This is a genomic window from Corynebacterium mendelii (genome assembly GCF_017307055.1).
Lineage (GTDB): Bacteria > Actinomycetota > Actinomycetes > Mycobacteriales > Mycobacteriaceae > Corynebacterium > Corynebacterium mendelii.
Map to the genome: position 1 here is coordinate 182,384 of NZ_JAFLEQ010000008.1, position 24,019 is coordinate 206,402.

24 protein-coding genes are annotated in these 24,019 nt (G+C 60.6%); 18 read left to right on the top strand and 6 right to left on the bottom strand.

Annotated elements, in window-relative coordinates:
* Positions 1-159 precede the first annotated feature (159 nt).
* The 4 genes from lpdA (at position 160) to JZY06_RS04120 (ending at position 4,705) form a co-directional block, all read left to right on the top strand.
* On the top strand, positions 160-1,578 hold the full coding sequence (gene lpdA / locus JZY06_RS04105; protein ID WP_207118530.1) for a dihydrolipoyl dehydrogenase: 1,419 nt from the start codon (positions 160-162) through the stop codon (positions 1,576-1,578).
* 387 nt (positions 1,579-1,965) lie between these two features.
* A complete protein-coding gene (locus JZY06_RS04110; protein ID WP_207118531.1) occupies positions 1,966-2,772 on the top strand; it encodes an ABC transporter permease in 807 nt (268 codons plus the stop codon).
* A gap of 25 nt (positions 2,773-2,797) precedes the next feature.
* Positions 2,798-3,607, top strand: coding sequence for an ABC transporter ATP-binding protein (locus tag JZY06_RS04115; protein WP_207118532.1), 810 nt, complete (start codon positions 2,798-2,800; stop codon positions 3,605-3,607).
* A gap of 24 nt (positions 3,608-3,631) precedes the next feature.
* Positions 3,632-4,705: an aliphatic sulfonate ABC transporter substrate-binding protein gene (locus tag JZY06_RS04120; protein WP_207118533.1), complete on the top strand. Its 1,074-nt coding sequence runs from the start codon at positions 3,632-3,634 to the stop codon at positions 4,703-4,705.
* A 207-nt stretch (positions 4,706-4,912) separates the two neighbouring features.
* Here the strand turns inward: JZY06_RS04120 and JZY06_RS04125 are convergent, their stop codons facing one another.
* On the bottom strand, positions 4,913-6,301 hold the full coding sequence (locus JZY06_RS04125; RefSeq protein WP_207118534.1) for a short-chain fatty acyl-CoA regulator family protein: 1,389 nt from the start codon (positions 6,299-6,301) through the stop codon (positions 4,913-4,915).
* A gap of 584 nt (positions 6,302-6,885) precedes the next feature.
* Here JZY06_RS04125 and JZY06_RS04130 point away from each other — a divergent pair.
* The 10 genes from JZY06_RS04130 (at position 6,886) to JZY06_RS04175 (ending at position 17,387) form a co-directional block, all read left to right on the top strand.
* Positions 6,886-7,662 (top strand): succinate dehydrogenase cytochrome b subunit, encoded by a 777-nt coding sequence (locus JZY06_RS04130; protein ID WP_207118535.1) that lies wholly within the window; start codon positions 6,886-6,888, stop codon positions 7,660-7,662.
* 32 nt (positions 7,663-7,694) lie between these two features.
* Positions 7,695-9,713 (top strand): fumarate reductase/succinate dehydrogenase flavoprotein subunit, encoded by a 2,019-nt coding sequence (locus JZY06_RS04135; RefSeq protein ID WP_207118536.1) that lies wholly within the window; start codon positions 7,695-7,697, stop codon positions 9,711-9,713.
* On the top strand, positions 9,713-10,462 hold the full coding sequence (locus JZY06_RS04140) for a succinate dehydrogenase/fumarate reductase iron-sulfur subunit (RefSeq protein ID WP_207118537.1): 750 nt from the start codon (positions 9,713-9,715) through the stop codon (positions 10,460-10,462). Before JZY06_RS04135 ends, JZY06_RS04140 begins: the two co-directional genes overlap by 1 nt.
* 506 nt (positions 10,463-10,968) lie before the next feature.
* Positions 10,969-11,319, top strand: a complete 351-nt coding sequence (locus JZY06_RS04145; RefSeq protein ID WP_207118538.1) for a hypothetical protein — start codon at positions 10,969-10,971, stop codon at positions 11,317-11,319.
* A 539-nt stretch (positions 11,320-11,858) separates the two neighbouring features.
* The gene (locus tag JZY06_RS04150; RefSeq protein ID WP_207118539.1) at positions 11,859-13,199 is read left to right on the top strand and encodes a DUF445 domain-containing protein; all 1,341 of its coding nucleotides are present in this window, start codon (positions 11,859-11,861) and stop codon (positions 13,197-13,199) included.
* Positions 13,200-13,325: 126 nt separating this feature from the next.
* Positions 13,326-13,616, top strand: coding sequence for a DUF2516 family protein (locus tag JZY06_RS04155; protein WP_207118540.1), 291 nt, complete (start codon positions 13,326-13,328; stop codon positions 13,614-13,616).
* Positions 13,617-14,057: 441 nt separating this feature from the next.
* Positions 14,058-14,657 (top strand): TetR/AcrR family transcriptional regulator, encoded by a 600-nt coding sequence (locus tag JZY06_RS04160; protein WP_207118541.1) that lies wholly within the window; start codon positions 14,058-14,060, stop codon positions 14,655-14,657.
* Positions 14,654-15,253, top strand: coding sequence for an MptD family putative ECF transporter S component (locus tag JZY06_RS04165; RefSeq protein ID WP_207118542.1), 600 nt, complete (start codon positions 14,654-14,656; stop codon positions 15,251-15,253). The genes JZY06_RS04160 and JZY06_RS04165 overlap by 4 nt, the downstream gene beginning before the upstream one ends.
* 32 nt (positions 15,254-15,285) lie before the next feature.
* A complete protein-coding gene (locus JZY06_RS04170; protein WP_207118543.1) occupies positions 15,286-15,963 on the top strand; it encodes an energy-coupling factor transporter transmembrane component T family protein in 678 nt (225 codons plus the stop codon).
* The gene (locus tag JZY06_RS04175; RefSeq protein ID WP_207118544.1) at positions 15,936-17,387 is read left to right on the top strand and encodes an ABC transporter ATP-binding protein; all 1,452 of its coding nucleotides are present in this window, start codon (positions 15,936-15,938) and stop codon (positions 17,385-17,387) included. Before JZY06_RS04170 ends, JZY06_RS04175 begins: the two co-directional genes overlap by 28 nt.
* 140 nt (positions 17,388-17,527) lie before the next feature.
* Here JZY06_RS04175 and JZY06_RS04180 read toward each other — a convergent pair whose 3' ends face one another.
* A complete protein-coding gene (locus JZY06_RS04180; RefSeq protein WP_207118545.1) occupies positions 17,528-17,998 on the bottom strand; it encodes an S-ribosylhomocysteine lyase in 471 nt (156 codons plus the stop codon).
* Positions 17,999-18,134: 136 nt separating this feature from the next.
* On the bottom strand, positions 18,135-19,037 hold the full coding sequence (purU, locus tag JZY06_RS04185) for a formyltetrahydrofolate deformylase (RefSeq protein ID WP_207118546.1): 903 nt from the start codon (positions 19,035-19,037) through the stop codon (positions 18,135-18,137).
* A 120-nt stretch (positions 19,038-19,157) separates the two neighbouring features.
* Here purU and JZY06_RS04190 point away from each other — a divergent pair, with 120 nt between their 5' ends.
* The 3 genes from JZY06_RS04190 (at position 19,158) to moaA (ending at position 21,313) form a co-directional block, all read left to right on the top strand.
* A complete protein-coding gene (locus tag JZY06_RS04190) occupies positions 19,158-19,685 on the top strand; it encodes a MogA/MoaB family molybdenum cofactor biosynthesis protein (protein ID WP_207118547.1) in 528 nt (175 codons plus the stop codon).
* A gap of 107 nt (positions 19,686-19,792) precedes the next feature.
* Positions 19,793-20,221 carry a molybdenum cofactor biosynthesis protein MoaE gene (locus tag JZY06_RS04195; protein WP_207118548.1) on the top strand — a complete coding sequence of 143 codons (429 nt, stop codon included), beginning with the start codon at positions 19,793-19,795 and terminating at the stop codon, positions 20,219-20,221.
* Positions 20,222-21,313: a GTP 3',8-cyclase MoaA gene (gene moaA, locus JZY06_RS04200; RefSeq protein WP_207118549.1), complete on the top strand. Its 1,092-nt coding sequence runs from the start codon at positions 20,222-20,224 to the stop codon at positions 21,311-21,313.
* Here moaA and JZY06_RS04205 read toward each other — a convergent pair whose 3' ends face one another.
* The 3 genes from JZY06_RS04205 to JZY06_RS04215 form a co-directional block, all read right to left on the bottom strand.
* Positions 21,314-21,556: a MoaD/ThiS family protein gene (locus tag JZY06_RS04205; protein WP_207118550.1), complete on the bottom strand. Its 243-nt coding sequence runs from the start codon at positions 21,554-21,556 to the stop codon at positions 21,314-21,316.
* Between the two features lie 7 nt (positions 21,557-21,563).
* The gene (locus JZY06_RS04210) at positions 21,564-21,815 is read right to left on the bottom strand and encodes a DUF6457 domain-containing protein (RefSeq protein ID WP_207118551.1); all 252 of its coding nucleotides are present in this window, start codon (positions 21,813-21,815) and stop codon (positions 21,564-21,566) included.
* A 738-nt stretch (positions 21,816-22,553) separates the two neighbouring features.
* A complete protein-coding gene (locus tag JZY06_RS04215; protein WP_207118552.1) occupies positions 22,554-22,805 on the bottom strand; it encodes a hypothetical protein in 252 nt (83 codons plus the stop codon).
* Between the two features lie 544 nt (positions 22,806-23,349).
* Between JZY06_RS04215 and JZY06_RS04225 the strand changes: the two genes are divergently transcribed.
* Positions 23,350-24,006, top strand: a complete 657-nt coding sequence (locus tag JZY06_RS04225) for a hypothetical protein (RefSeq protein WP_207118554.1) — start codon at positions 23,350-23,352, stop codon at positions 24,004-24,006.
* Positions 24,007-24,019 lie beyond the last annotated feature (13 nt).

The window sequence follows — 24,019 nt, forward strand, 5'->3', positions numbered from 1 at the left end:
CTTTCACCGCCGCGGCCACTCCCGGTGGGGACGGCCGGAAAGTGTCCGGGAAAACACCACCGGCCACCGCCGGGGGCGGGCGCGTTTTTTCTCTCCGCACCCCGCCCGGGGGCACCGGGGTGCCGCACGAGATGACCGGCATCCGTATTCTTGGAAGGCGTGAGTGAACATTATGACGTAGTAGTACTCGGCGCGGGCCCCGGTGGCTACGTGGCCGCCATCCGTGCATCACAGCTCGGCCAGAAGGTCGCTGTGGTGGAAAAACAATACTGGGGGGGAGTGTGTCTGAATGTGGGCTGCATTCCCAGCAAAGCTCTGCTGAAAAATGCGGAGCTGGCCCACACCTTCAACCATCAGGCCGACCTGTTCGGGATCTCCGGGGATGTGACATTCGACTTCGGCAAGGCGCACGCGCGCAGCCGCACGGTCTCGTCGAACATCGTCAAGGGTGTCCACTACCTGATGAAAAAGAACAAGATCACCGAATACGATGGTCTGGGTTCCTTCACCGACGACCACACCATCGTCGTCTCCGACGGCAAGGATGACGGCAAGGAAATCACCTTCGACAACTGCATTATCGCCACCGGTTCGGTGGTGCGGTCCCTGCCCGGCGTGGAAATCGGCGGCAATATCGTCTCCTACGAGCAGCAGATTCTCACCGACGAGCTGCCGGGGAAAATCGTCATTGTCGGGGCCGGTGCGATCGGCATGGAGTTCGCCTACGTTCTGGCCAACTACGGTGTCGACGTCACCATCGTCGAATTCATGGACCGGGTGCTGCCCAACGAGGACGCCGACGTGTCCAAGGTCATCGCCAAGGAATACAAGTCGATGGGCGTGAAACTGCTCACCGGCTACAAGACCACCGAAATCCGCGACAACGGTGATTCCGGCTGCGAAGTCGACGTCGAGAGCAAAGACGGCAAGAAAAACGACACCCTTGACTGTGACCGGGTGATGGTCTCGATCGGTTTCGCCCCCCGGGTCGACGGCTTCGGCCTGGACAACACCGGTGTGAAGCTGACCGACCGGGGCGCCATCGCCATCGACGAGCGCATGCGTACCAATGTCGACCACATTTATGCCATCGGCGATGTCACCGCCAAGCTGCAGCTGGCCCATGTGGCCGAGGCGCAGGGCGTGGTGGCCGCCGAAACCATCGCCGGCGCAGAGACCATGGAACTGGGCGACTACATGATGATGCCGCGGGCAACCTTCTGCAACCCGCAGGTCGCCTCCTTCGGCTACACCGAGGAAAAAGCCCGGGAACTGGCCGCCGACCGCGGCTGGGACGTCAAAGTCGCCACCTTCCCCTACTCCGCCAACGGCAAAGCCCAGGGGCTGGGCGAACCGGCCGGTTTCGTCAAAGTGGTCGCCGACGGTGAATTCGGGGAACTCCTCGGCGCCCACATGGTCGGCTCCAATGTCTCCGAACTGCTGCCCGAACTGACCCTGGCGCAGCGTTTCGATCTGACCTGCGAGGAAATCGGGCGCAATGTCCACACCCACCCGACCCTGTCGGAGGCCATCAAGGAGGCCTGTGAGGGCATCGGGGGCCATATGATCAACCTGTAGGTTTTTTGGGCAAAGCCGCCGACAAAAATACCTGCCCCTTCCCCCCGCCCCGGACCATTCGGGACGGGGGGCCTTTTGTCTCAATATGGGGGTAATTTGCAGGTCAGGTCCTGTGTTACCTGCGGCACACATGCGGTATCAGGTGAGCTGGTCAGGGGGTATTTTTCCGCCTGCGAGACGGTAACGTATTGGTAACGGTTGTTGGTTTTTGCAGGAATTCCTCTTCCAGGGGTACCCGGGCGCGCACAATAAAAGACACCGCCAGTGGCACACGGACAACCGGATTACGGCTCTTTCCGTACAAAAAGGCGCCACAGGCTTTGCGCACCCGGCCCGATGCGTCGACGAGGCTGAGTGCACCAGTTTCGGTCCCGAGGAGGAAAGTCGTTGAGTGCTGCCGCTGCTGGCACAGCCAGCAAAACTAACACCAAAGACGTCGAGGCCATCCGGAAACGCAACAAAATGTGGGGTATCAACACCCTGTCGCTGTTTCTCGGGCTGGCGATCTGGTGGGTTCTGCCGTATCTGGGGGTGGTGCTGCCGACCCCGCCGGAAGTCCTGGAGAAATTCATTGAACTGTGCGCATCGGGGTTGTGGTTTTCCGATGTCGGCGCATCCCTGGCCCGCGTGTTCTCCGGATTCATTCTGGGAACCCTGCTGGCTATCCCGGTGGGCTTTCTCATGGGCTGGTATTCCATTGCCCGTGGTCTGCTCGAGCCGTGGATCCAGTTTTTCCGTACTGTCCCGCCACTGGCGATGATCCCGCTGGTGCTGGTGCTGATGGGGATCGGCGAGATGCCGAAAATCTTCGTCATCTTCCTGGCCGCCTTCCTGTCGTGTGTGATCTCGACCTTCCAGGGTGTGATCAGCGTCGACAAAACCCTGATCAACGCCGCCAAAGTGCTCGGCGCCGGTGACGGACGCATTTTCGCCAAAGTGGTGGTTCCCGCATCCACCCCCTTCATCCTGGTGGGCATGCGCATCGGTTTGGGTTCCGCCTGGGCCACCGTGGTTGCCGCGGAACTGATCGCCTCCCAGGGCGGCCTGGGCTACCGCATGCAAAACGCCCAGGTCTACCTGGATACCGCCACCATCATGGTGTCGCTGATCACCATCGGCGTGTTCGGTTTGATCATGGACCGGATTCTGCTGTTCGCGGAAAACAAACTCACCGGCTGGCAGGAACGCCGCTAGAGGCGGAAAGGGGAAGAGAACAAAGATGCTTGATCCGAAGAAAATCTCGATTCAGGACTGCTCGAAGGTATTCCGGCTGGGCAAGGAAACCTTCACCGCCCTGGACCATGTGTCCCTGGACGTCGGCGAAGCCGAATTCGTCACCGTCGTCGGCCCGTCGGGCTGCGGTAAATCCACCATGATGAACCTGCTGGCCGGGCTGGACACCCCCACCACCGGGCAGGCCCTGGTCGACGGCAAACAGGTCGACGGCCCCTCCCCGGAGCGGGGAGTCATTTTCCAGCAGTACGCCCTGTTTCCGTGGCTGACCGTGCGGCAGAACGTCGAATTCGGTCTGAAGGAAATGGTCAAGGACAAAGCGGAACGGCGCAGCATCGCCGAGCACTACATCGAGATGGTCGATTTGAGTGAATTCGCCGATGCCCTGCCGAAGATGCTGTCCGGCGGCATGAAACAGCGCTGTGCGATCGCCCGCGCCTACGCCGTCAACCCGAAAATCCTGCTGATGGATGAACCATTCGGCGCCCTGGATGCGCTGACCCGGGTGCAGATGCAGAACAATCTGCTCAAGACCTGGCAGCAGGACAAGCGCACGGTGCTGTTTATCACCCACGATGTCGACGAGGCCGTCTTTTTGGCCAACCGGGTGGTGGTGATGGCCGCAAGGCCGGGCCGCATCTACGACATCATCCCCATTGACCTGCCCTATCCCCGTGACGACGAGATGAGGCTGTCGCCGGAGTTCGCCACCTTGCGCAACAAGATTTGGCAGGCCGTCTACCACCAGGACGACAGCACCTATTCCGGCCCGCTCGGGCCGCAGAACCTGGGCTAACCCCGACACACAAGGAGAGACACCGTGAGAACAACCGCCAGAAAGATCGCTGCCGTCACCGCCGCGGCCGTTATGATGGCCGCATCCCTGACCGCCTGCGGCGACTCATCGGATTCGGCTGCATCCGACAGCACGGCCGCCTCGCAGGGGGCCGGCAGCGAGCAGGCCAAAGACGCCGACACGTCGAAGAAAGAAAAGATCGACGTCAACTTCGGCTACATCCCCGACCTCAACGGCACCGCCCTGCTGGCGATCGCCAAGGACCAGGGCCTGTGGGAGAAAGAAAACATCAACGTTGATCTCAAGACCTTCACCAACGGTCCGCTGCAGATCACGGCCCTGGGCACCGGGGATTTGGACTACGGCTACATCGGCAACGGCGCTTTCTGGCTGCCGGCCAAAGGCAACGCCGACATCGCCTCCCTGATCGCGATCTCCAATGCCGACCGGCTGATCGCCCAGCCGGGCATCACCTCGGTGGCGGATCTGAAGGGCAAGAAAGTTGGTGTCCCTGAAGGAACCTCCGGTGACACGATCCTGTCGCTGGCGCTGGCCAAAGAAGGCATGACCGTCGATGACATCCAGCGCATCCCGATGGATCCCACCGCGATCACCTCCGCTTTCGCCGCCGGTCAGATTGATGCCGCAGGCATCTGGTACCCGCTGGTGGAAACCATCAAGCAGCGGGTGCCGGATCTGGTTGAACTGGCTGAAGACTCCGACTTCGAAGACCAGATGGCTTTCCCGTCGGCGATCGTGATGCAAAAGGATCTCGCCACCAAAGACCCGGACAAAGCCGCCCGTGTGGAGCGGGTTCTCGCCCAGGCGCTGGACTACCGCAAGGAAAACCCGGACAAGACCCTGGAACTTGTCGCCGACATGTCACAGCAGCCGGTCGACAAGCTCAAGGGTGAGGCCGTTCACATCAATGTCCTGTCCTCCCAGGATCAGGTGGAACTGTGGAAAGACGGAACCATTGAAAAGTGGCTGACCGCCATGGGCGACTTCTTCGTCGAGAAAGGCAAAGTCACCAAGGACGAGCTGCTGCCCCCGGCAGAATACTTCCAGGCGGAGCTTCTCGAGCAGGCAGCGAACTAAACGCTGGATGGTTAAGGCCGGTGCCGTCCCCACCACCACGGTGGGGAGGCACCGGTTTTTCCTGTGCGTTGACCACCATCCCCGCCACCCGGTGGCGCACCCACCGCCCGGCGGGCCGGCAACAGACGTTTTTGTTCCTGACCCACACCCGTGATCTGCGGGAGGTTCGACCACAGCCCGGGTGGGGGACGGTGGGGGAGGGGTCACCTAGTAGGGCGCCACCCGGGAGGTGTGCGGATCAACGGTGATGGTTTGCCCGACCGCCGGGAACGCGCGTTGGGAGCAGTCGGTGCGCGAACAGGTCCGGCACCCGGGCCCGATGGGGGTGGCTGCTGCCGGGTCGGTGAAATCCAGGCCGGTGGCATAGACGGTGCGGTGGGCGTGCCGGGCTTCACAACCCAAACCGACGGCAAATATTTTTCCCGGCTCGGCGAAACTGCTGCGGTGGTGGCGCACGGTGCGGGAAATCCACAGATAGCTTCCACCGTCGGGCATGCGGGTGAATTGCCGCATGATCTCCCCGGGATTGGTGAAGGTTTTGTAGACATTCCACAGCGGGCAGGTCCCACCGGCCCGCCCCAGGTGCAGACCGGTGGCTGACTGGCGTTTGGACATATTGCCGGCCCGGTCGACCCGCACAAAGGTAAACGGCACACCTTCCCGGCCGGGGCGCTGCAGCGTGGACAGGCGGTGGGCGACGGTTTCATAGTTCAGGCCGGTCATCGCCTCCAGCTGCTCAATGTCGTAGCCGCAGCCATCGGCCCGCGCCAAAAAATCCCGGTACGGCATGATGGTGGCGGCCGCGGCGTAACTGGCCAGTCCCTTAAGCGCCAGGGGCCTCGCCCCCGGGGCGCTGAAATGGTGGCTGTCGAGCTGGTCGTTGACAAGCCCGGACAATTCCACCAGCGCCAACTCCGCGGCCAGGCGGAAGGCCCGCTGCCCCTCGGACAGGCCGGCGGTGAGAATGATCTGGTTGGTGGCGCGGTCGAAGCGGTGCAGGAAACCGGTGGGTTGCGGGGCGACAGTGGTTGTGATGCCGTGGTGGAAAAGCCGGTCGGTCAAGCGGTCGGCCAGCCCGCCCGGCATCCCGGAGTGACCCATCTCGCAGGCGATCTGCTCGCAGGCGGTGTCAATGGAATCGAAGTAGTTGCGGTGGGCGTAGAAGAAATCACGGACCTCTTCATGCGGCAGCGCCTGCGGGGCGGCGTTCGAGTGCCCGGAAAAAACCTCCGCCTCCCGCACGTTGCGCAGCCTGGTGTGCAAATCGACCAAAACATGCGCCAGCGCCGGATGGTCGGCGGCCACCCGGATCATCTCTTCCACCCGCCCCGGATCCAGCCGGATTTCCGGGTCGGTGAGAACCTCACGCACCTCCCCGATCAAACGGGAATTGCTGTCCCGGCTGACGAAGGTGGGGTCAATGCCGAAGACTTCCGTCACCTTCAACAGCACCGGCACAGTCACCGGCCGCACATCGTGCTCGATCTGGTTGACATAGCTTGCCGACAGCCCGAGGGCCTGGGCGAGCTCCGCCTGGTTCAGCCCCCGCTCCTGGCGCAGCTGTTTGAGCCGGGAACCGGCATAAATTTTGTCCATGATGCCGTCAAGTGTAAATGCTGTGAAGCGTCGTGAAGTGCACTTTGCATCAGTTTGCTAAACCGGGATGCGGCCGGGGCCGCATTGCAGCGGGGGTGGGCGGCTGTTGTGGGGCCGGCCCCGGCCGGGCGGGCCGCCACCCGGGCCTTGCATGGCTGCCCTAAAAAAGAACACCAATCACAGTAGTGTGATTAGTTTGTGCAGCAGGCGGGGCTTTTTTGGGGGCTGTTTTTTTATCATCCGGACAGGTTGCCGCTGCGGCATTTCTTGGCGGCGCTTCAGGCTCGGCCGGCCGGGCAAACCGGCAACCCCAACTTTCGGTTGACACAGTATGGGGTAATTAAAAAGTGGCCTTAGCTGTCACGCCGCCCGCGGATGAGAAATCGTCTGACGTCGAAGTGAATTTCTGTTTAGTGGCCTGAACGGGGCAAACGTGCCCCGGGCCTATGAACAAAAATGGTAAGCCTACCCTTCAACCTATAAAAAGGGGAGAAAAACACCTTGTGTCGTGCGTCACCTGACACGAATTTGAGTGGTTCCTGGCATGTGCTGCACCGTACAGTTAAAGCGACACTGGAGGTGCCATGACTGTAAAAGACATCGATCGTGACTCAATCCGTCACGGTAAAATTACTGAAAAGCCGCTGCGCGACAAGCCGGGTTTCCCCACGTGGGCAATGAAGCTCACGATGGCGATCACCGGCCTGATTTTCGGCGGCTTCGTGCTGGTCCACATGATCGGCAACCTGAAAATCTTCATGCCGGAGATCGCCGATCCCGCCAAGCACGACGGTTTCCGCTACCACATCGACGAGTACGGGCATTTCCTCCGCACCGTCGGTGAACCGCTGATTCCCGAAGAGGGTGTGCTGTGGATTTTCCGCATCACCCTGCTGGTTTCGTTGATCCTGCACATCTGGTGCGCCTTCGCCCTGACCGGGCGTGCCCACCAGTCCCGCGGCAAGTTCCGCCGGAAGAACCTCATGGGTGGCCTGAACTCGTTTACGGCCCGCACCATGATCGTCACCGGCGTGGTTCTGCTGCTGTTCATCATCTTCCACATCCTGGATTTGACGATGGGCGTGCAACCGGCTGCCGCCGCCGGCTTCGAGCACGGTGCGGTCCACCACAACCTGGTGGAATCCTTCAGCCGTTGGCCGGTGGCCATCTGGTACATCCTGGCGATGGTGGTGCTGTTTATGCACCTGTCCCACGGGCTGTTCACCGCGGTCAGTGACCTGGGTATTACCGGTCACCGCACGCGCGCCGTCCTGCTGTTCATCTCCTATCTGGTGCCTGCCGCCGTGATGGTCGGCAACATCTCGATCCCGTTGGCCGTGGCCTTCGGATGGATCAGCTGACCCAGGTACAAGGCACGTAAGAAGGAATAACAATGAGCAACCACGCAAAAAACGAAGCCATCGACTTCACCGTGACCGACTTCACCCAGCCGGCCAGCTGTGTGCCGGATGTCCGGATCGGTTCGATTCTCGACGATCACGGCCCGAAGCATGTCCGCATGCGCGAAGCCTGGGATGACCAGAAGGACCACTACAATCTGGTCTCCCCGCTCAACCGCCGGAAGTTCCGGATTCTGGTTATCGGTACCGGCCTGGCCGGTGCGGGTGCGGCTGCGGCGTTGGGCGAGTTGGGCTATGACGTCAAGGCGTTCACCTACCATGACGCCCCGCGTCGTGCGCACTCGATTGCCGCCCAGGGTGGCGTGAACTCCGCCCGCGGCAAGAAAGTCGACAACGACTCGGCGTACCGCCACTGCAAAGACACCGTCAAAGGCGGCGACTACCGCTGCCGGGAGATCGACTGTTGGCGCCTGGCCTACGAGTCGGTGCGCGTGATCGACCACATGAACGCCATCGGCGCCCCCTTCGCCCGCGAATACGGCGGCACCCTGGCGACCCGTTCATTCGGTGGCGTGCAGGTCTCCCGCACCTACTACACCCGCGGCCAGACGGGCCAGCAGCTGCAGCTGTCGGCGGCGTCCGCCCTGCAGCGCCAGATTCACGAGGGCACGGTCGAAATCTTCACCCACAATGAGATGGTTGATCTGATTGTGGTGGAAGAAGACGGCAAGAAGGTGTGCAAGGGCGCGGTGATGCGCAACCTGATCACCGGCGAGCTGAGCGCCCACACCGGGCACGCGGTGATTTTGTGCACCGGCGGCTACGGCAACGTCTACCACATGTCGACCCTGGCGAAGAACTCCAACGCCTCGGCGATCATGCGCGCCTACGACCGCGGCGCCTACTTCGCTTCCCCGTCGTTCATCCAGTTCCACCCGACCGGTCTCCCGGTCAACTCGGAATGGCAGTCCAAGACCATTTTGATGTCGGAGTCGCTGCGCAACGACGGCCGTGTCTGGTCGCCGAAGGAACCGAAAGACGACCGGGATCCGAACACCATTCCGGAAGAGGAACGCGACTACTTCCTGGAGCGCCGCTACCCGGCCTTCGGCAACCTGGTGCCCCGCGACGTGGCCTCCCGCGCCATCTCCCAGCAGATCAACGCCGGTCTCGGTGTGGGCCCGATGCACAACTCGGCCTACCTCGACTTCCGCGACGCGATCAACCGGCTAGGCAAGGACAAGGTCAAGGAACGCTACTCCAACCTGTTCCAGATGTATGAGGAGACCATCGGCGAGGATCCCTACACCACCCCGATGCGTATCGCCCCCACCTGCCACTTCACCATGGGTGGCCTGTGGAGCGACTTCAATATGATGACCTCGATCGAGGGGCTGTTCGCCGGCGGTGAGTCCGGTTGGACCTACCACGGTGCGAACCGTCTGGGCGCGAACTCCCTGCTGTCGGCCTCCGTTGACGGCTGGTTCACCCTGCCGTTCTCGGTCCCGAACTACCTGGGTCCGCTGCTGGGCACCGAGCGGCTGGCGGAGGATGATCCGGCCGCCACCGCCGCCATCCAGCGCGCCCAGGCCCGCATCGACAAACTGATGGGCATCCAGGGCACCCACGGTGCGGAGCACTTCCACCGCAGGCTCGGTGAAATCCTCTACTTCTCCTGTGGTGTGGCCCGCAACGTCGAGGATCTGAAAAAGGGTATCGACAACATCCGGAAACTCCGCGAGGACTTCTGGTCGGACCTGTTTATCCCCGGCGGCAAAGAAGAGATGAACCAGCAGCTCGAGTACGCCAACCGGGTGGCCGACTACATCGACCTCGGTGAGCTGATGTGCATCGACGCCCTGGACCGCGACGAGTCCTGCGGCGCGCACTACCGCGACGACCACCTGTCCGACGACGGTGAGGCCGAACGCGACGACGAGCACTGGTGCTTCGTCTCCGCGTGGGAGCCCGGCGAGAACCACACGTTCATCCGCCACGCAGAGCCCCTCGCCTTCGATTCCATCCCGCTCATGACAAGGAACTACAAGTAATGAAACTGCATCTTGAGATCTGGCGTCAGGCAGGACCCAACGACGAAGGGCACTTCGAGTCCATCGACGTTCCCGACGCTGTCGAGCAAATGTCCATCCTGGAGCTGCTCGACCACGTCAACTCCGGTCTCGTCGAGGCCGGGAAAGAACCCTTCGCTTTCGCCTCCGACTGCCGTGAAGGCATCTGCGGCACCTGTGGCCTGTACGTCAACGGCCGTCCCCACGGACCGGAGAAAAACAAGCCCGCCTGCCAGCAGCGTCTGTACAGCTACTCTGACGGCGACACCATCAAACTGGAGCCGTTCCGCTCCAAGGCCTACCCGGTCATCAAAGACATGATTGTGGACCGTTCCGCACTGGACCGGGTCATGCAGCAGGGCGGTTATGTCACCGTCAACGCCGGCACCGCACCGGATGCCGACACCCTGCACATGAACTTCCAGACCGCGGAAGCCGCCCTGGACCATGCCGCCTGTATCGGCTGCGGCGCCTGTGTCGCCGCCTGCCCCAACGGTGCCGCGCACCTGTTCACCGGCGCGAAACTGGTTCACCTGTCGATGATGCCGATGGGCAAGGAAGAGCGCGGCAAACGCGCCCGGCAGATGGTTGACGAGTTGGAAACCAACTTCGGCCCCTGTTCGCTGTACGGCGAATGCGCCGATGTCTGCCCCGCCGCGATTCCCCTGACCGCTGTTGCGTCGATCAACAAGGAACGCGCCCGGGCCGCTTTCCGCGCCAAGGACGACTAGGCCACGACGGTTCGTCCACCCCGGCGGCATGTGCGGGAGGCTGCACACACCGTATCCCCCCTTCCCGCCGCCGGGCTGGCCCCACTGTCTCCCACAGGCCGGCATGACCGGTTTCGTGTGCACCGCCGGCGGCGGATGGTTTCCCACCCGCCCCCGGCAGGCCACCGTAGCAGGCAGCCACCTCCAATGCGGTTCCCCGGCACCATCGTCACCAGGTGCCGGGGAACTGTCATCTTAGCTGTGTGCCCCCGGACCGCCGGGAGCGCACCGCGGTCTTGTTCCCACCCGCCGGAGGCTTCACTATTTTCCCGTTATGATGCGCGTTTCCGGCGCAGACAAACTATACTGTTACTAGCCGTATCCATGATCGGCACCGCGCCGCGGCGCACAGCGGACAACCGGATACAGCACCTGTGACAGATTCACATCCATCAGGCAGTCGGCCGGTCCAGCCGGGACGGCTGCGATGGGCCGATGACGATGTAAGAAAGGGCGACCCCAAGGACATGTCTTCCCACGCAGCAGCGGACAACCGCGACGCCACCTACCCCGCTTTCGACGGCGAACCCCACTACCTGGAGGGCTACCGTCCCTCCTCCTACGATTCCCCGCACTCCTCGTTGAATTTGGCGGGAACCTGGGTTGGTATGGGACTCATCCTCAGCTCGGTTGTCGGTATCGGCATCTGGGTTTTTGCCCTCGGCGCGAAAAGCGTCGGCTCCCAGGACAGCTGGGGACTGTTCACCATCATCGGTGTCATCTTCATGCTGGCCTGCTGGATCGTCGGCGCAGCGTTGATCCACCACTCCCGCCGCCACTTCCGCGCCTACCGGGCACGCACCGGGCGGACGATGTAGCAACCCGGTAAAAAACCGGTTGCCGTCACGCCCTGCGGACCGGGTCCTCCGGTCCTGTCGCACCCCGGTGGACCGCCGGATGGAAAACCCCGACCACACACCGGCTGGACGATATCTGCCACAGCAGTCGTGTCTGACCGCTGCACCCCTCCCCACGAGGCGGCTGCAGCGGTTTTTTCATATCTGCAGTTAAAAAAAACAACACCGGACAGGCCACCCCGCATGTCGGACACCGCCCTCACCGACACGTGTGTTCCCACCTATCCGGGGGAGAGGTGTGTCACAGGCGGCGCCCCGCGGCCGGATATGGCCGGTTGTGCGGCGGGCGCCGGCCGGTGGGGCCGCTAGGGTGGGCGGGCATGTCGCGAAATATTATCTATGTGCTCATGACCATTCTCACCGTGTTGGTGGCCGCCGGGTTTTTCAAAGCGGGGCTGGCCATGATGTGACGCACCCGGCGTTTCGCCGGGGCTCCGGCGCTGCCCGCCGGTCGGCGGGGTGCCGGTATCCGGGGCACCGGCGATGGGGATAATGGTTGCATGGGCGCCGATTACCGCAACAGCAACCCGAAACCCGCACTGTCGACAGTGCCCGGCCCACCGCCGGCCGAACAGGCCCGCCGCCGTGACGAGCTGACCCACCACAAGCGGCTGGCCTTGGGGCTGCTGATCGTGGCCGCGGTGGTCTACATCGCCTGCCAGGTCATCGCGCACACCGCCGAGCTGGGGGCCGGCGCCAGTTGGTGGGTGGGGCTGATCCGCACCGGCGCGGAAGCAGGCATGGTCGGCGGCCTGGCCGACTGGTTTGCCGTGACCGCTTTGTTCCGGCACCCGTTGGGGCTGCCGATTCCGCACACCGCGATCGTGAAAACGAACAAGGACCGCATCGGCCGGTCACTGGCCGGATTCGTCGGCGAGAACTTCCTCAACGCCGAGCTGATCATTGACCGCCTGCAGAAGATGAACGTTCCCACCGACATCGGCAGGTGGCTGGCCACCCCCGGCAATGCCGAGCTGTGCAGCCGGAAAGTCGGGGAAGCCATCGTGTGGGCGGTCAACAACACCGACGAGAAAGAAGTGACGGCCATCATCAAGTCGGCGGTGGTCGACAAAGCAGCCGAACCCGCCTGGGGCCCGCCCGCGGGCCGCCTGCTGGAACAGCTGATCGCCGAAGGGCACACCGAACCGGTCATTGAACAGTTCGCCGCCTGGCTGCACCGGCAGGCCCTGCGCAACCCGGGGTTTTTCGACCGGATCGTCGACGACAAACTGCCCGGTTGGGCGCCCGGATTCATGCACACCATCGCCGCCGACAAGCTCTACCGGGAAGTCATCGGCTTTACCGAGCAGATCGCCACCGACCCCACCCACGAGTTCCGCCGCCACCTGGCCCGCATCATCGCTGAATTCGCCGATGATCTGCAGCACAACGACCGCACCATCGCCAAGGTTGAACAACTCAAACAAGAGGTCCTGGCCAGCCGGGCGGTGACCGATCTCCCGGCGGTGATGTGGCAGTCCATCGCCGGCAACCTCAACACCCAGGCCAGCGACAGCACCTCGCTGCTGCGCACCAAAATCACCGCCTGGCTGGTGACATTCGGCAATGCTTTGCTCGATGACACCGCACGGCGCAGGTGGCTGGACACCCTGATCACCAAAGGTGCCAGATTCATCACCGAAAACTACGGTGACAATCTCACCAGCCTGATCAGCGACACCATCGCCGGCTGGGACACCGACGAAACCGTCGACAAAATCGAGCTGATGGTCGGCAAGGACCTGCAGTACATCCGCATGAACGGCACCATCGTCGGCTCCCTGGCGGGTGTGGCCATCTACCTGTTGTCCTCCCTGGCGGTCCTGGTGGCCGGTGCCTGAGATGCCCAACCTGGGTTTCCCGGCGGCGATCACGGCGGCTACACTGGTCGGACGCGGCCGGTGACCACCGGCTGGGCCGATACAGTCAACGACCAAATTTTTTCGGTGAAAGGCGGGCTGAGCCACATGAGCGACATCATTGCCTACATGTTCCTTCTCCGGGGGGTGATCCCGTACATTTTCGCCGTCGCCGGGGCCATTGGCGCAGCCCAGATCGCCGCCACCCGCGAGGATGCCTTTGAAGCGGCCAACCGCAAACCCAAATGGTTCTGGTTCGCCATGGTCGCCGGTTCCTCACTGGCGATGGTTTTGGGTGTCTGGCTGATCAACATCATCGCCCTGGTGATCCTGGGCGTCTATTTCTTCGACGTGCGCCCCCAGATCAAATCGATCCTCGACGGCAGTAGCTCCTGGTAGGACAGCACCGGCCGCCAACACTTCACGCAACACCACCAAGCCTGCTCCCCGCTGTGCGGGGCGCAGGCTTTTTGCGTACCCGGCTGCCGGTGCGGGCGCCGTTGCACCGCGGGGCGGGGACATGCCTGATAAGACAGCGCGCGCAGGTGGTAGCACTGTCATTCGGGCTGTGCCGCATCACTGCTGCTTATTTTCCAAGCTGTGCGACACCCTGGGGGAGCTGACATCCGGGCTTTTTAAAGCCGAATCCGGATGCGCCGGCCACACAGCGCCCGGGGCGGAGGCACCCCGCCTTCTTCCATCTTCCCCACGGAAGTGCCGGATCAGTTGTCCGCGGGCGCACACGGCACCAGCGGCAGCGAATTCCTGAGAGATTGACAGCAAAGGTAAGGCACTGCTACTTTTCTTATCGAGGGAACAGTCGATAAGGGGAGCAGGGAAATGACCAGGCGACGATTGTCCAAAGAGGAAAGACGAAGTCAGATTCAGCGGGCAGCCGCAGACATCATCCTGGAAAAGGGCTACGAGGCGACCACGATGGATGACGTCATCGAGAAAACGGGTATGTCCACCGGGGGTGTCTACCACTACTACAAAAACGTGCACGACATCTTCTTCGACATCATGTCCGAGGGCCTTGACTACGCCGAGCACCGCAGCTTTGGCAATGAGCCGAAAAACGCGGGGACCTTCATCAACTATCAGATGGAAAAAATCTACGACGACAACGAGTACAAGGAACTTTTTTCCATCCTGCTCCAGGGACTCGGCCGCAATGCTGAACTGCGGGCGATGTACCAAAAACTGAACCGCAAGTACGGAAGTATCGTGCACAGCGGTCTCGGGGGGAGCGGGATTGCGCCGGAGCTGTTGGAGGACCGTTTTCTGGTCTTTTTCGTTCACTCGCTCATGTTGGGCTACCAAGCCTTCGCACCACTGGGTGCGAAAGAAGAATTCAACGACAACAAAGACATCGTCGAAAAAATGCTCACCGTCTACGTGGAAGAAAAACTTCGGGAAAAAGGAGAAAAACAGCCATGAAGTTGAAAGATATCGTTATCGTCGCATTGCTTTCCGTCGTCGGCTTTGTCCTCAGCATGGCTGCCGGAATGGGCACGCAGGCACTGGGCACGTTCGGGGTATTTGTGCACGTCTCACTCGGAAGTATCCTGGTTGGCCCCATTTACTTTGTGATGTGCCACAAGGTTCCGGCACGTGGTGTCGTGGTGATCTACTACACCCTGGCCGGCATCATCTACAGCCTTATCGGGTTTGTGCCGATGCTCCCGGTCATGATTGCAGCTGGCCTGGTCGGTGAGCTTTGCATCTGGAGCCGTGCCAACTACACCGACGATCTGCGGCTGGGAATTTCCTACGTGGCTTCACAGGTGATCTACGCTCTCCACGGGTTTTTCTTCATTCTTGTGCTCGGGGTGGAAGGCCTGGTCGATACGTTTCCGAATCTGTTCACCGAGGAGGCTGCCCAGCACGTCAAAGACACGTTCTTTGATCCGGCAACCATGGCGATCATCCTCGTGATTGAGCTTGTTGCCGCCTCGTTTGGTGCGTGGCTCGGCAGTGTCATCAACGCCAAGTTTTTTGACGGCACGGGTGAACGGGAAAAGATCCTGTCATGACGGTCACTGGCAGTTGTCCTCCAAAACTGCCGGTGAAACCAATCACGATCGGCGTACTCATTGTGGTCTACACGGCCATTGTGTTTTTCAGTTCAACGCTGCTCTATGTGATGATGCTGGCCTTGAGTTTTATGCTGCTTGGTCTGCTGCGGGGAAAGACAACACTACTGGCCTATGGGCTGGCGTACGGGGTGCTGTATGCCGGGGTCCGGCTGACTTCGGAGTTGTTGCCCATCACCGGATGGATCGGTTCCGTCTACACCATGGCGCTTATCGCCATGAAACTCTATCCGTTGTGGATGCTGGCTGCCGTGCAGGCCAACTACGACACCTCCGTGCTCATCCACTCGTTGAAAAAGCTCCGCCTGCCCACCGGGATGTGCATTGCGGTGGCGGTGTTCTTCCGCTTCGTTCCCGAATACAAACGCTATCTGCTCGCTATCCGGGAGGGAATGCGGGCGCGGAACATCACCCCGAACCCGATGCACCCGGTGGGGGCTGTTGAGCTGTTTCTGGTTCCCCTGATCTACAAGGCACTCGAAACCGGGGAAATGTTGACCTGTGCACTGATCACCAAGGGGATCGACTACGACTGCGAGAAGACATCGTATGTTGATCTCGGTTTTTCCTGGCGGGATGCTCTCGTGCTGGCCGCCGGTTTCTCACTCGCGGGAGGTGCACTATGGCAGAATCTGTCCGCGTTGGTTTAAAACAGTTTTCCTACGCCAACACCACAATTGTCCACGATATCGATCTGGTGGTTGAACGCGGCGAGTGCATCGTGCTGACGGGATCCTCGGGCTGTGGAAAAACCACTCTGATCAGGCTTATCAACGGTTTGATACCGGCTTTGTATGACGGTGATGTCGACGGGAGCATACATATCCGTCAGCGGCGGATGGACGAGTATCGACCGGGTGAAATCGCGAAATATGTCGGCAATGTCTTCCAGAACCCCAACGACCAGTTTTTCTCCAAAACCGTCGAGGGGGAAGTTGCGCTTATCGGGGAAAACATGGGGATGCCCGTGGGCAAGCTGCGGCACCGGGTCGACTGTGCGCTGCACCAGACAGGGATTGCTGCTCTGCGCAACAGAGAAGTCAGACAACTGTCCGGGGGACAGAAACAGAAGGTGGCTGTCGCCTCGACCCTGGTGTTCGACAGTGGGATTCTGGTGTTGGACGAACCCTCCGCGAATCTTGACTACACGGCCACCCACCAGCTCGGTGACATACTGGGCCGGCTGAAACAGCAGGGAAAGACCATCATCATTGCCGAACACCGGCTGGCTTACCTGGCGGGCCTGGCAGACCGGGTCGTTGTCATGGAAGCGGGGCGGATCAGCGACATTATTCCCGCCGGGGAGCTGGCACACGGGTTGGAACGCAGGCACGGCCTTCGCTGCCTCAACGAGGACAATCTCACAGCCCTGATGCCGCCACCGTCCGGTGAGCCTGCGGTGACGGTGGACAATCTCCGGATTGACAACGGTTCGTATTCGTTCCCGTCGTTGGTTGACTTTGTGGTGCACCGCGGTGAATGCATGGCGGTCATAGGTGACAACGGGGTCGGGAAAACGACGTTGGCCAAACAGCTCAAGGGGCTGTTGCCCTTGCGGCAGGGGCGCACAAGCTACGGGCAACGGCAACGCGCACGGCGAAAAAATGTATCTATTGCGCTGCAGAACTGTGTCGATATGTTTTTCAGCGAAACCGTGGAGAAAGAACTGATCCCCCGGGACAAAAGAAACGACCCGGATTATCTGGCACGCGTGAAACAGTATCTGATCGATTTCGAGTTGTGGGACAAACGCACCCTCAACCCGCATGATCTGTCCGGTGGGGAGAAACAGCGCCTGGCTGTGCTCATAGCTTTGCTTGAACCATCTGAATTGGTCATCCTGGACGAACCCACCGCGGGATTGGACTACCGGCGGATGGTTATTGTTGCCGACGCGATCAGGGAAAAAATCATCACCACCCCGGTTATCCTGATCACCCACGACCTGGAGTTGCTGTACAGAACCTGCAACACCGTTTACATGCTGTCGCGCAAGGGAAACAGCAAACACCCTGTCAGCGGCAATGAACGCAGGATCCTCGAGTTTTTCCAACACGCCGGGAAAAAGCTCTGACAACACCGGCACAGGAGTCGGCGCCACCGTGATGAAACAAACAGGGCGGCACCCCACAGGGATGGGTGGGTGCCGCTGGTTTTTTCGGGGGTGACACGATTGCGCGCACCCCGACTGAAGCGGAGTGCGCGTGGTGCGTGCTAGTCCGCCATCACGGTGGCCCATTCATCTTTGTGGTCGAGCATCATCTGCGCCTGTTTTTTCGCGCCCGCAAGATCGTGGTGGGCGCCCCAGCCGCACTGGATTTCGTTGGCGGCGGGAACCTCATCACTGGTGAGGATATCGCGGAAGGTGGCTTCCAGGATGGGGAAGAACTCATCGGGTTCCAGTCCGAGGGTGATGGCGTAGAAACCGGTGCGGCAGCCCATGGGGGAGAAATCGATGAGCTTGTCGGTGTGGTTGCGCATCAGTTCGGCGGTCATGTGCTCAATGGCGTGGATGGTCTCTGTTTCCAGATGCTCCACATTCGGCTGGGTGAAACGCACATCGTATTTCACCAGTTCGTCACCGCCGGGGAGTTTCTTCCGGTCGGCGATACGCACATAGGGGGCAGCCACTTTGCGGTGGTCCAGGTTGAAGGATTCGACGTTCATTTTCTTCTTGTCAGCCATGGTCTTCAGGCTACCGCCTGCAGGTTGTCTGCCGCGTGCCAGGCCCCGCCGGCAGCAGCCGCATCGTGACAGGTGTCAAGAAAAAGCCTGCAGCCGGAAATAAGCTGCAGGCCGGAAAACAAAAAGCCGGGTGGGGCTAGTCGAAGATGACCGTCCGGTTGCCGTAGACCTGCACCCGGTCTTCCAGGTGGTAGCGCAGGCCACGGGCCAGCACAATCTTTTCCGCGTCCCGGCCCAGCCGCTGCATATCGGACGGGGTGTCCTTGTGGCTGATACGGATGACATCCTGCTCGATGATCGGGCCGTCATCCAGGTCGCTGGTGGCGTAGTGGCAGGTGGCGCCGATCAGTTTCACGCCCCGCTGGTAGGCCTGGTGGTAGGGGCGCGCCCCCATGAAGCTGGGCAGGAAGGAATGGTGGATGTTGATGGCTTTGCCCTCCCACATCTCGCACAAATCCGGCGGCAGGATCTGCATGAACCGGGCCAGCACCACCGCATCCGGGTCATGTGACTGCACGATCTCGGATACCTTGTCGAAGGCTTTGCGTTTGCCGACCGCATCTTTCGGGAAGGGAATGTGGTGGAAGGGCACATTATGGTTTTCGGCGGTGCGGCGCAGCACATCGTGGTTTCCGATCACCGCGGCCACTTCCATCGGGTAGTCGTTTTGGTCGACTCTTCCCAGCAGATCATGCAGGCAGTGCCCTTCCTTCGACACCAGGATCACGGCTTTTTTCGGCCGTGCCGTATCCCACACCCGCCAGCGGACATTGTGCCCGAGTTCTTCGGCGATCTCACCGATACCGGTGGTGAAATCATCCACCGGGATCTCCAGGCTGTCGGCACGGACTGCCTGCCGGGTGAAAAACCAGCCCGAGTGCGGGTCCGTGAAATAGTGGGCCTCGACGATGCAACCGCCGGAGGTGGCCACATAAGAGGCCAGTTTCGCCACGATACCGGTGGCGTCCGGGCAGCCCAGGGTGACAACGATCTGTCGTTCAGCCAGGGGGGAAGAAGATTCGATTGCATTGCTCGTCATGCCAGATGATCCTAGCCAACAAACCCCCGGCGCCATAACCTGCCCCGGCATCCTTTTACAGTGGTGGGGCAACAGCAGCCGGGGATGGGAAGAAAAATATTTCGCAGAAAGGTGGCGCCGGTGGCCGCACACAGCAGTCCGTCAGAGGTGGGAGCACATGTGGTGTGCATCTCCGACAGGTCGGCCCGCGGGGAGAGAACCGACACTTCCGGTGCGGCGGCGAAAAGGATTCTCGCCGCCGCCGGTTTCCGGCTTGACCCGGTGACCATCGTCCCCGATGATCCGGAACGTATCCGCGGCGCTGTCACCCGGGCGATTGACGGTGGCTGCACGGTGGTTGTCACCACCGGGGGAACAGGCATCGGCCCGCGGGATGTCACCTTTCCGGCACTGTGCGGCATCATCGACTATGAACTTCCCGGCATAGGGGAGAAGCTGCGCCGGATGGGGGAGGACGCCGGTGCCCCGGGCGCGGTGCTGTCCCGGGGTTTCGGTGCGGTCATCACAGTCAACGGCAGACGGGCTTTGCTGGTGTGTGCCCCCGGTTCCACCGGTGCGGCCACAGATGCCGCCACACTTGCAGCCGCCATCGCCCCGCATGCCGTCGATCAGCTCACCGGCGGCGACCACCACCCACCCGGCACCTGATCAGCTGGAAACAGAAAACCCCGTGTTTTAGAGTTTCCCTAAGACTTGATACCGTGCCGATAACCGTCGCCTTCGCTTGATTCCCCTTCACACCCCAAGGAGCCGTTGTGACCGTTGTTCGTGCTGAAGTCACCGACAGCCCGCTTGATGTGGCCGCCCACATTGCTGCGGTGACCTCGGCTACCGCCGGTGCGGTGTCGACGTTCATCGGCACGGTCCGCGACCACGATCCGCAGGCGGAAGGCACAGTCACCGGGCTGGACTACGAGGCCCATCCGGCCGCCGGGGAGTTTATGGCCGCCATTGCCGGTGAGATTGACCGCGAGTGGGCCGACAGTGATGTACGTATTGCCGTCACCCACCGCCACGGTCACCTGGCGGTCGGCGATATCGCGGTGGTGGTCGCCTGTTCCTCGGCGCACCGCCGGGAAGCAATCGACGCCTGCAGCGGGCTGATCGAAAAAATCAAAACGGATCTGCCGGTGTGGAAAAAACAGCACACCGACACCGGATCCACCGCCTGGGTGGGGATATAGGTGAGCCGGATTCTACTGCCCACACCGACAGTCAAGCAGTCCCGAAGCGATGTCGTGTGGGATGGCAGCGACCCTTTTTCCGCGGGCCCGTTAACCGACCGTTTCGGCCGCGTCCACAGGGATCTGCGGATTTCGGTCACCGACCGCTGTTCGCTGCGGTGCACCTACTGCATGCCGGCGGAAGGCGTTGCCTGGCTTCCGAAAGCCGACATGCTCACCATCGACGAGATCGTGGAGGTTGCCCGGGCCGCCTGCCGTCTGGGTATTACCCAGGTGCGTCTGACAGGCGGGGAACCGTTGATCAGGCCCGATATCGTCGACATCGTCGAACGGCTGTCACACCTGCCCACCGACACCGGCACCCTGCGGCTGTCGGTGACCACCAACGGCCTGATGCTGCCCGGCTTGATCGATGATCTGAAAAACGCGGGCCTGGAAAGAATCAACATTTCCTTGGACACCGTCAATGCGGGCACCTACCAAAAACTCACCCGCCGGGACCGTTTCGCCCGGGCGGTCGCCGGTGTTGAGGCGGCCCGCGACAGCGGACTCAGGCCGCTGAAAATCAACGCGGTGGCGATGCGGGGAGTCAACGACAAAGAACTGTCCGATCTGGTGTCCTTTGCCATCGACCACGATGCGCAGATGCGGTTCATCGAACAGATGCCGCTTGACGGGGGACACACCTGGAACAGACAGAAGATGCTCACCGCCGATGAAATCCTTCAGGAACTGTCCACCCGTTTCGACCTGGAGCCACTGGACGGGCGGGGAAGCTCCCCGGCGCAGCTGTACCGGATTGACGGCAGTGACCACACGGTCGGGGTGATTGCCTCTGTCACCCGTCCGTTCTGCGGGGACTGCGACCGGGTGCGGCTGACCGCCGACGGGCAGCTGCGCAACTGTCTTTTCGCCCGGAAAGAACAGGATCTGCGCACCATCCTGCGGGATGGGGAACTCGATGAAAACGACCGGCAGATGGCCATTGCCCGGGTGCTGCGCGGTGCGGTGGCCGTGAAAAAACCGGGCCACGGTATCGATGAGCCCGGTTTCATTCAGCCCGACCGGCCGATGTCGGCCATCGGCGGGTAGTTATCCGCCGGCAAAAGGCGGCAGTACATCAACCACCGTGTCATCACCGATGGGACGGTTATCCCCCATCGGTACCCGAACCCCGTCCACCAGCCACGACGACTGCTGGAGAACCCGGGAAAAACCATCGCCGAAACTTTTCTCCAGCTGCTGCTTTAGGCCGACAAGATCGGTGGCGGGGACAGTCTTTTCCCCGCACCGGGCCGCTTCTTTGGCGGCGGCGAAAAAACGCACGGTTGCCACGGAAAAATCAGTCCTCCTGCTGCGGGGAAAACTCCAGGGCGGCCTTTTCAGCCACTTCGACTCCTTCAGCCACTGACCCAAGCTGCCCGCGGCCGGCCGCCAAACCGACCATGAAAGCGGCGATCGGCGCGCCGGGCCGGACTGCCTGGTGGGCCACTGTTTTGGTCATGCCGAGCAGTTGTTCAAGCGGCACATCGGCAGGGTTGACACCGAGTTTTTCCCCGAGAAATTCAACCCAGGACCCAAGATCGGGATGCATGGACACGTTTGTCCCCTTCAAAAAGATCGACATCAATAAAGCTTTTCACCGACATGGTAGTACCGGGAGATGGTAAGCCGCAGTGGTCCTAAAGACTGTGAAACAACTTGAACAACACCCAGCTGTCTGCCCGCGTGCCGTGGTTGAAAGCGCCACTCCAGACAAAATCGGGTTGCTGTGAGTCTAATTTAGCTCTGCGCACTCTAAAATACGGAGAGCCTGTTATATCTATCAGCGTGTGCTTTGCGCACAACAGGCTAACCCCAGCGTCGAAAAACTCCAGAATAAAATGTGGAAGATTTTAGAGGATATTAGAAACCGTGGTGCTGGCAGGATGTGGCCACCAAGCACGAAAGCCCCCGCGTGGTGGCGAGGGCTTCAGCAATGTGGAGTTGCGCGCACAACGCAATCTCTACAGCTTCAAAATAACGGGCATTGCGGTTTCTAGTCACCAAGTTTCGTGATTTTTCATGTCCGAGAGCCTCTCACGGGGTTTACACCCGAGCGCACGAATGTGGTGTCTCTGAATGCCCACTTACTGTTAGGCGCCAAGTTATTGTGGATGTGTAGCGGCACATTTTTTTTCGAAAGGCCGCGAAGTGGTGGAGCCTGCCGCCGGGCGGGTGTCGTGTGTAAAAAAATCAGCGGTACGGCCGCCGGTTGCATGGGAAAGCCGCTCTGAGGGGATGGGATCGGTTTTTCAACCGGATCACTGGCAACGACCGGCGCCGTTTTTTGTCATGATTGTGCCCGCTGCTGTTTGTGGCGCTGTAGGTCTGTTCTGCCACGGGTGATGGCGTGGCGTTCAACATCAGCGGGTGTATCAATGTCGTCGGTGACGGTTGGGTCGACGTCAATCATCTTGAAGTTGATGGCTGCAAGGTGTTTTTTCAGCGAATCGTTGTCCGTGGCGCCGACAAAAGCTGCGGCAAGTTGGTTTAAAGGGGCGACGAAAGCGAGGAACTGGGTTCTGCCGCCGAAGACCAGCATCAGAGGTAACCAACCATAACAACCGACGGCATTGACGTCCTCCGTGCCCTTATCTACAGACCCGGTGACCGGGACGCCGTGAGCTACCAACGGGCCGAGGCTGATGGGGCGACCGCGCCCAAGCGACGACCCCGGTGTCGCCACCACCGATAACCTAGGTGGCCAAGGCAACAACACGCTCGGCTTGGTCGGTTTTGACTATTGGACTCGGCCACTAGCTGACCCCTAAAGTTAAGCGGGGGTAGGAACATTTCCACCCTTCTGTCGAGCTGGCACGCCGACCGATTAGCCAATAGAATTAACTCACGTTCTTGATTCTATTCCCCCAAAGATGGCAGTAAGGAGGCATCATGTCGGCACCGTTATTAACTCCCCGTTCAACAAGCGAGCTTCGTTCCGAACGTAACGGGGTTGAAAGAGACATGCTTCCCTATACCGTGGAGCTTTTGAGAAGACTCCGTGTAGCAGGTGCCCTCGAATTCAAAGAAGAGCAACTGCTCGACCGCTACGAGACACTTTCGTGGCTCATTGATGAATAGTCTCTATGGACTCCGATCAATTCGTTACTGAAGTTGATAAATTCTTTACCGAGATAAGAACGCTGCTCGAATCGACCCTCGAAGGCGAGACAAGAGTGGTCTTTTACTCAACCAACGAGGAAAAAAAGAGGGCAGCGTTTACCATCGACAAAACGCTCAAAATCGGTAAGCCACAATCGGACCGTCTCCATTTGAAGTGTGTATACCGCCTTTGCACTAATTCAACTGGCAACCACCTCGCCATCGAGTTGAGCACTTTCAAAGTCGAGTTCAAGTCAGTGAAGAAATTCGTTCCAGTTGTGCGATTCGAATATGACCGAAATGCGCGCAATAAACCCGCTAGCCATTTTCAGTTCCATGCTGATTCTGTCGAACTAGGCTTGTTGCTCGCGCGAGCTGGAAGATACAAAACCGCCGCCCAACAGCAAGATGTACATTTTCCAATGGGTGGCGACCGATTCAGAGTATGCCTAGAGGACGTCATTGAACTCTTGGTTCGAGAATTCTGCGCAGTTCCTAAAGAAAATTGGGAAAGCCTGGTTCAAAAAGGAAGGCAGAAATACGAACTCCAGCAAGCAGAGACAGTCATTAGACAGAACCTCGCACTTGCGATAAAGCTCTTAGAGAAATCGGGATATGTGGTTACGCCTCCAAACTCCTAGCCCTCCAATCCTA

Bases quoted from the DNA above. Each gene is read 5' to 3' on its own strand.
- JZY06_RS04115 (WP_207118532.1), top strand. From the start codon at position 2,798: ATGCTTGATCCGAAGAAAATCTCGATTCAGGACTGCTCGAAGGTATTC.
- JZY06_RS04125 (WP_207118534.1), bottom strand. From the start codon at position 6,301: ATGGACAAAATTTATGCCGGTTCCCGGCTCAAACAGCTGCGCCAGGAG.
- JZY06_RS04130 (WP_207118535.1), top strand. From the start codon at position 6,886: ATGACTGTAAAAGACATCGATCGTGACTCAATCCGTCACGGTAAAATT.
- JZY06_RS04135 (WP_207118536.1), top strand. From the start codon at position 7,695: ATGAGCAACCACGCAAAAAACGAAGCCATCGACTTCACCGTGACCGAC.
- JZY06_RS04140 (WP_207118537.1), top strand. From the start codon at position 9,713: ATGAAACTGCATCTTGAGATCTGGCGTCAGGCAGGACCCAACGACGAA.
- JZY06_RS04145 (WP_207118538.1), top strand. From the start codon at position 10,969: ATGTCTTCCCACGCAGCAGCGGACAACCGCGACGCCACCTACCCCGCT.
- JZY06_RS04150 (WP_207118539.1), top strand. From the start codon at position 11,859: ATGGGCGCCGATTACCGCAACAGCAACCCGAAACCCGCACTGTCGACA.
- JZY06_RS04155 (WP_207118540.1), top strand. From the start codon at position 13,326: ATGAGCGACATCATTGCCTACATGTTCCTTCTCCGGGGGGTGATCCCG.
- JZY06_RS04160 (WP_207118541.1), top strand. From the start codon at position 14,058: ATGACCAGGCGACGATTGTCCAAAGAGGAAAGACGAAGTCAGATTCAG.
- JZY06_RS04165 (WP_207118542.1), top strand. From the start codon at position 14,654: ATGAAGTTGAAAGATATCGTTATCGTCGCATTGCTTTCCGTCGTCGGC.
- JZY06_RS04175 (WP_207118544.1), top strand. From the start codon at position 15,936: ATGGCAGAATCTGTCCGCGTTGGTTTAAAACAGTTTTCCTACGCCAAC.
- JZY06_RS04180 (WP_207118545.1), bottom strand. From the start codon at position 17,998: ATGGCTGACAAGAAGAAAATGAACGTCGAATCCTTCAACCTGGACCAC.
- purU (WP_207118546.1), bottom strand. From the start codon at position 19,037: ATGACGAGCAATGCAATCGAATCTTCTTCCCCCCTGGCTGAACGACAG.
- JZY06_RS04210 (WP_207118551.1), bottom strand. From the start codon at position 21,815: ATGCATCCCGATCTTGGGTCCTGGGTTGAATTTCTCGGGGAAAAACTC.
- JZY06_RS04215 (WP_207118552.1), bottom strand. From the start codon at position 22,805: ATGCTGGTCTTCGGCGGCAGAACCCAGTTCCTCGCTTTCGTCGCCCCT.
- JZY06_RS04225 (WP_207118554.1), top strand. From the start codon at position 23,350: ATGGACTCCGATCAATTCGTTACTGAAGTTGATAAATTCTTTACCGAG.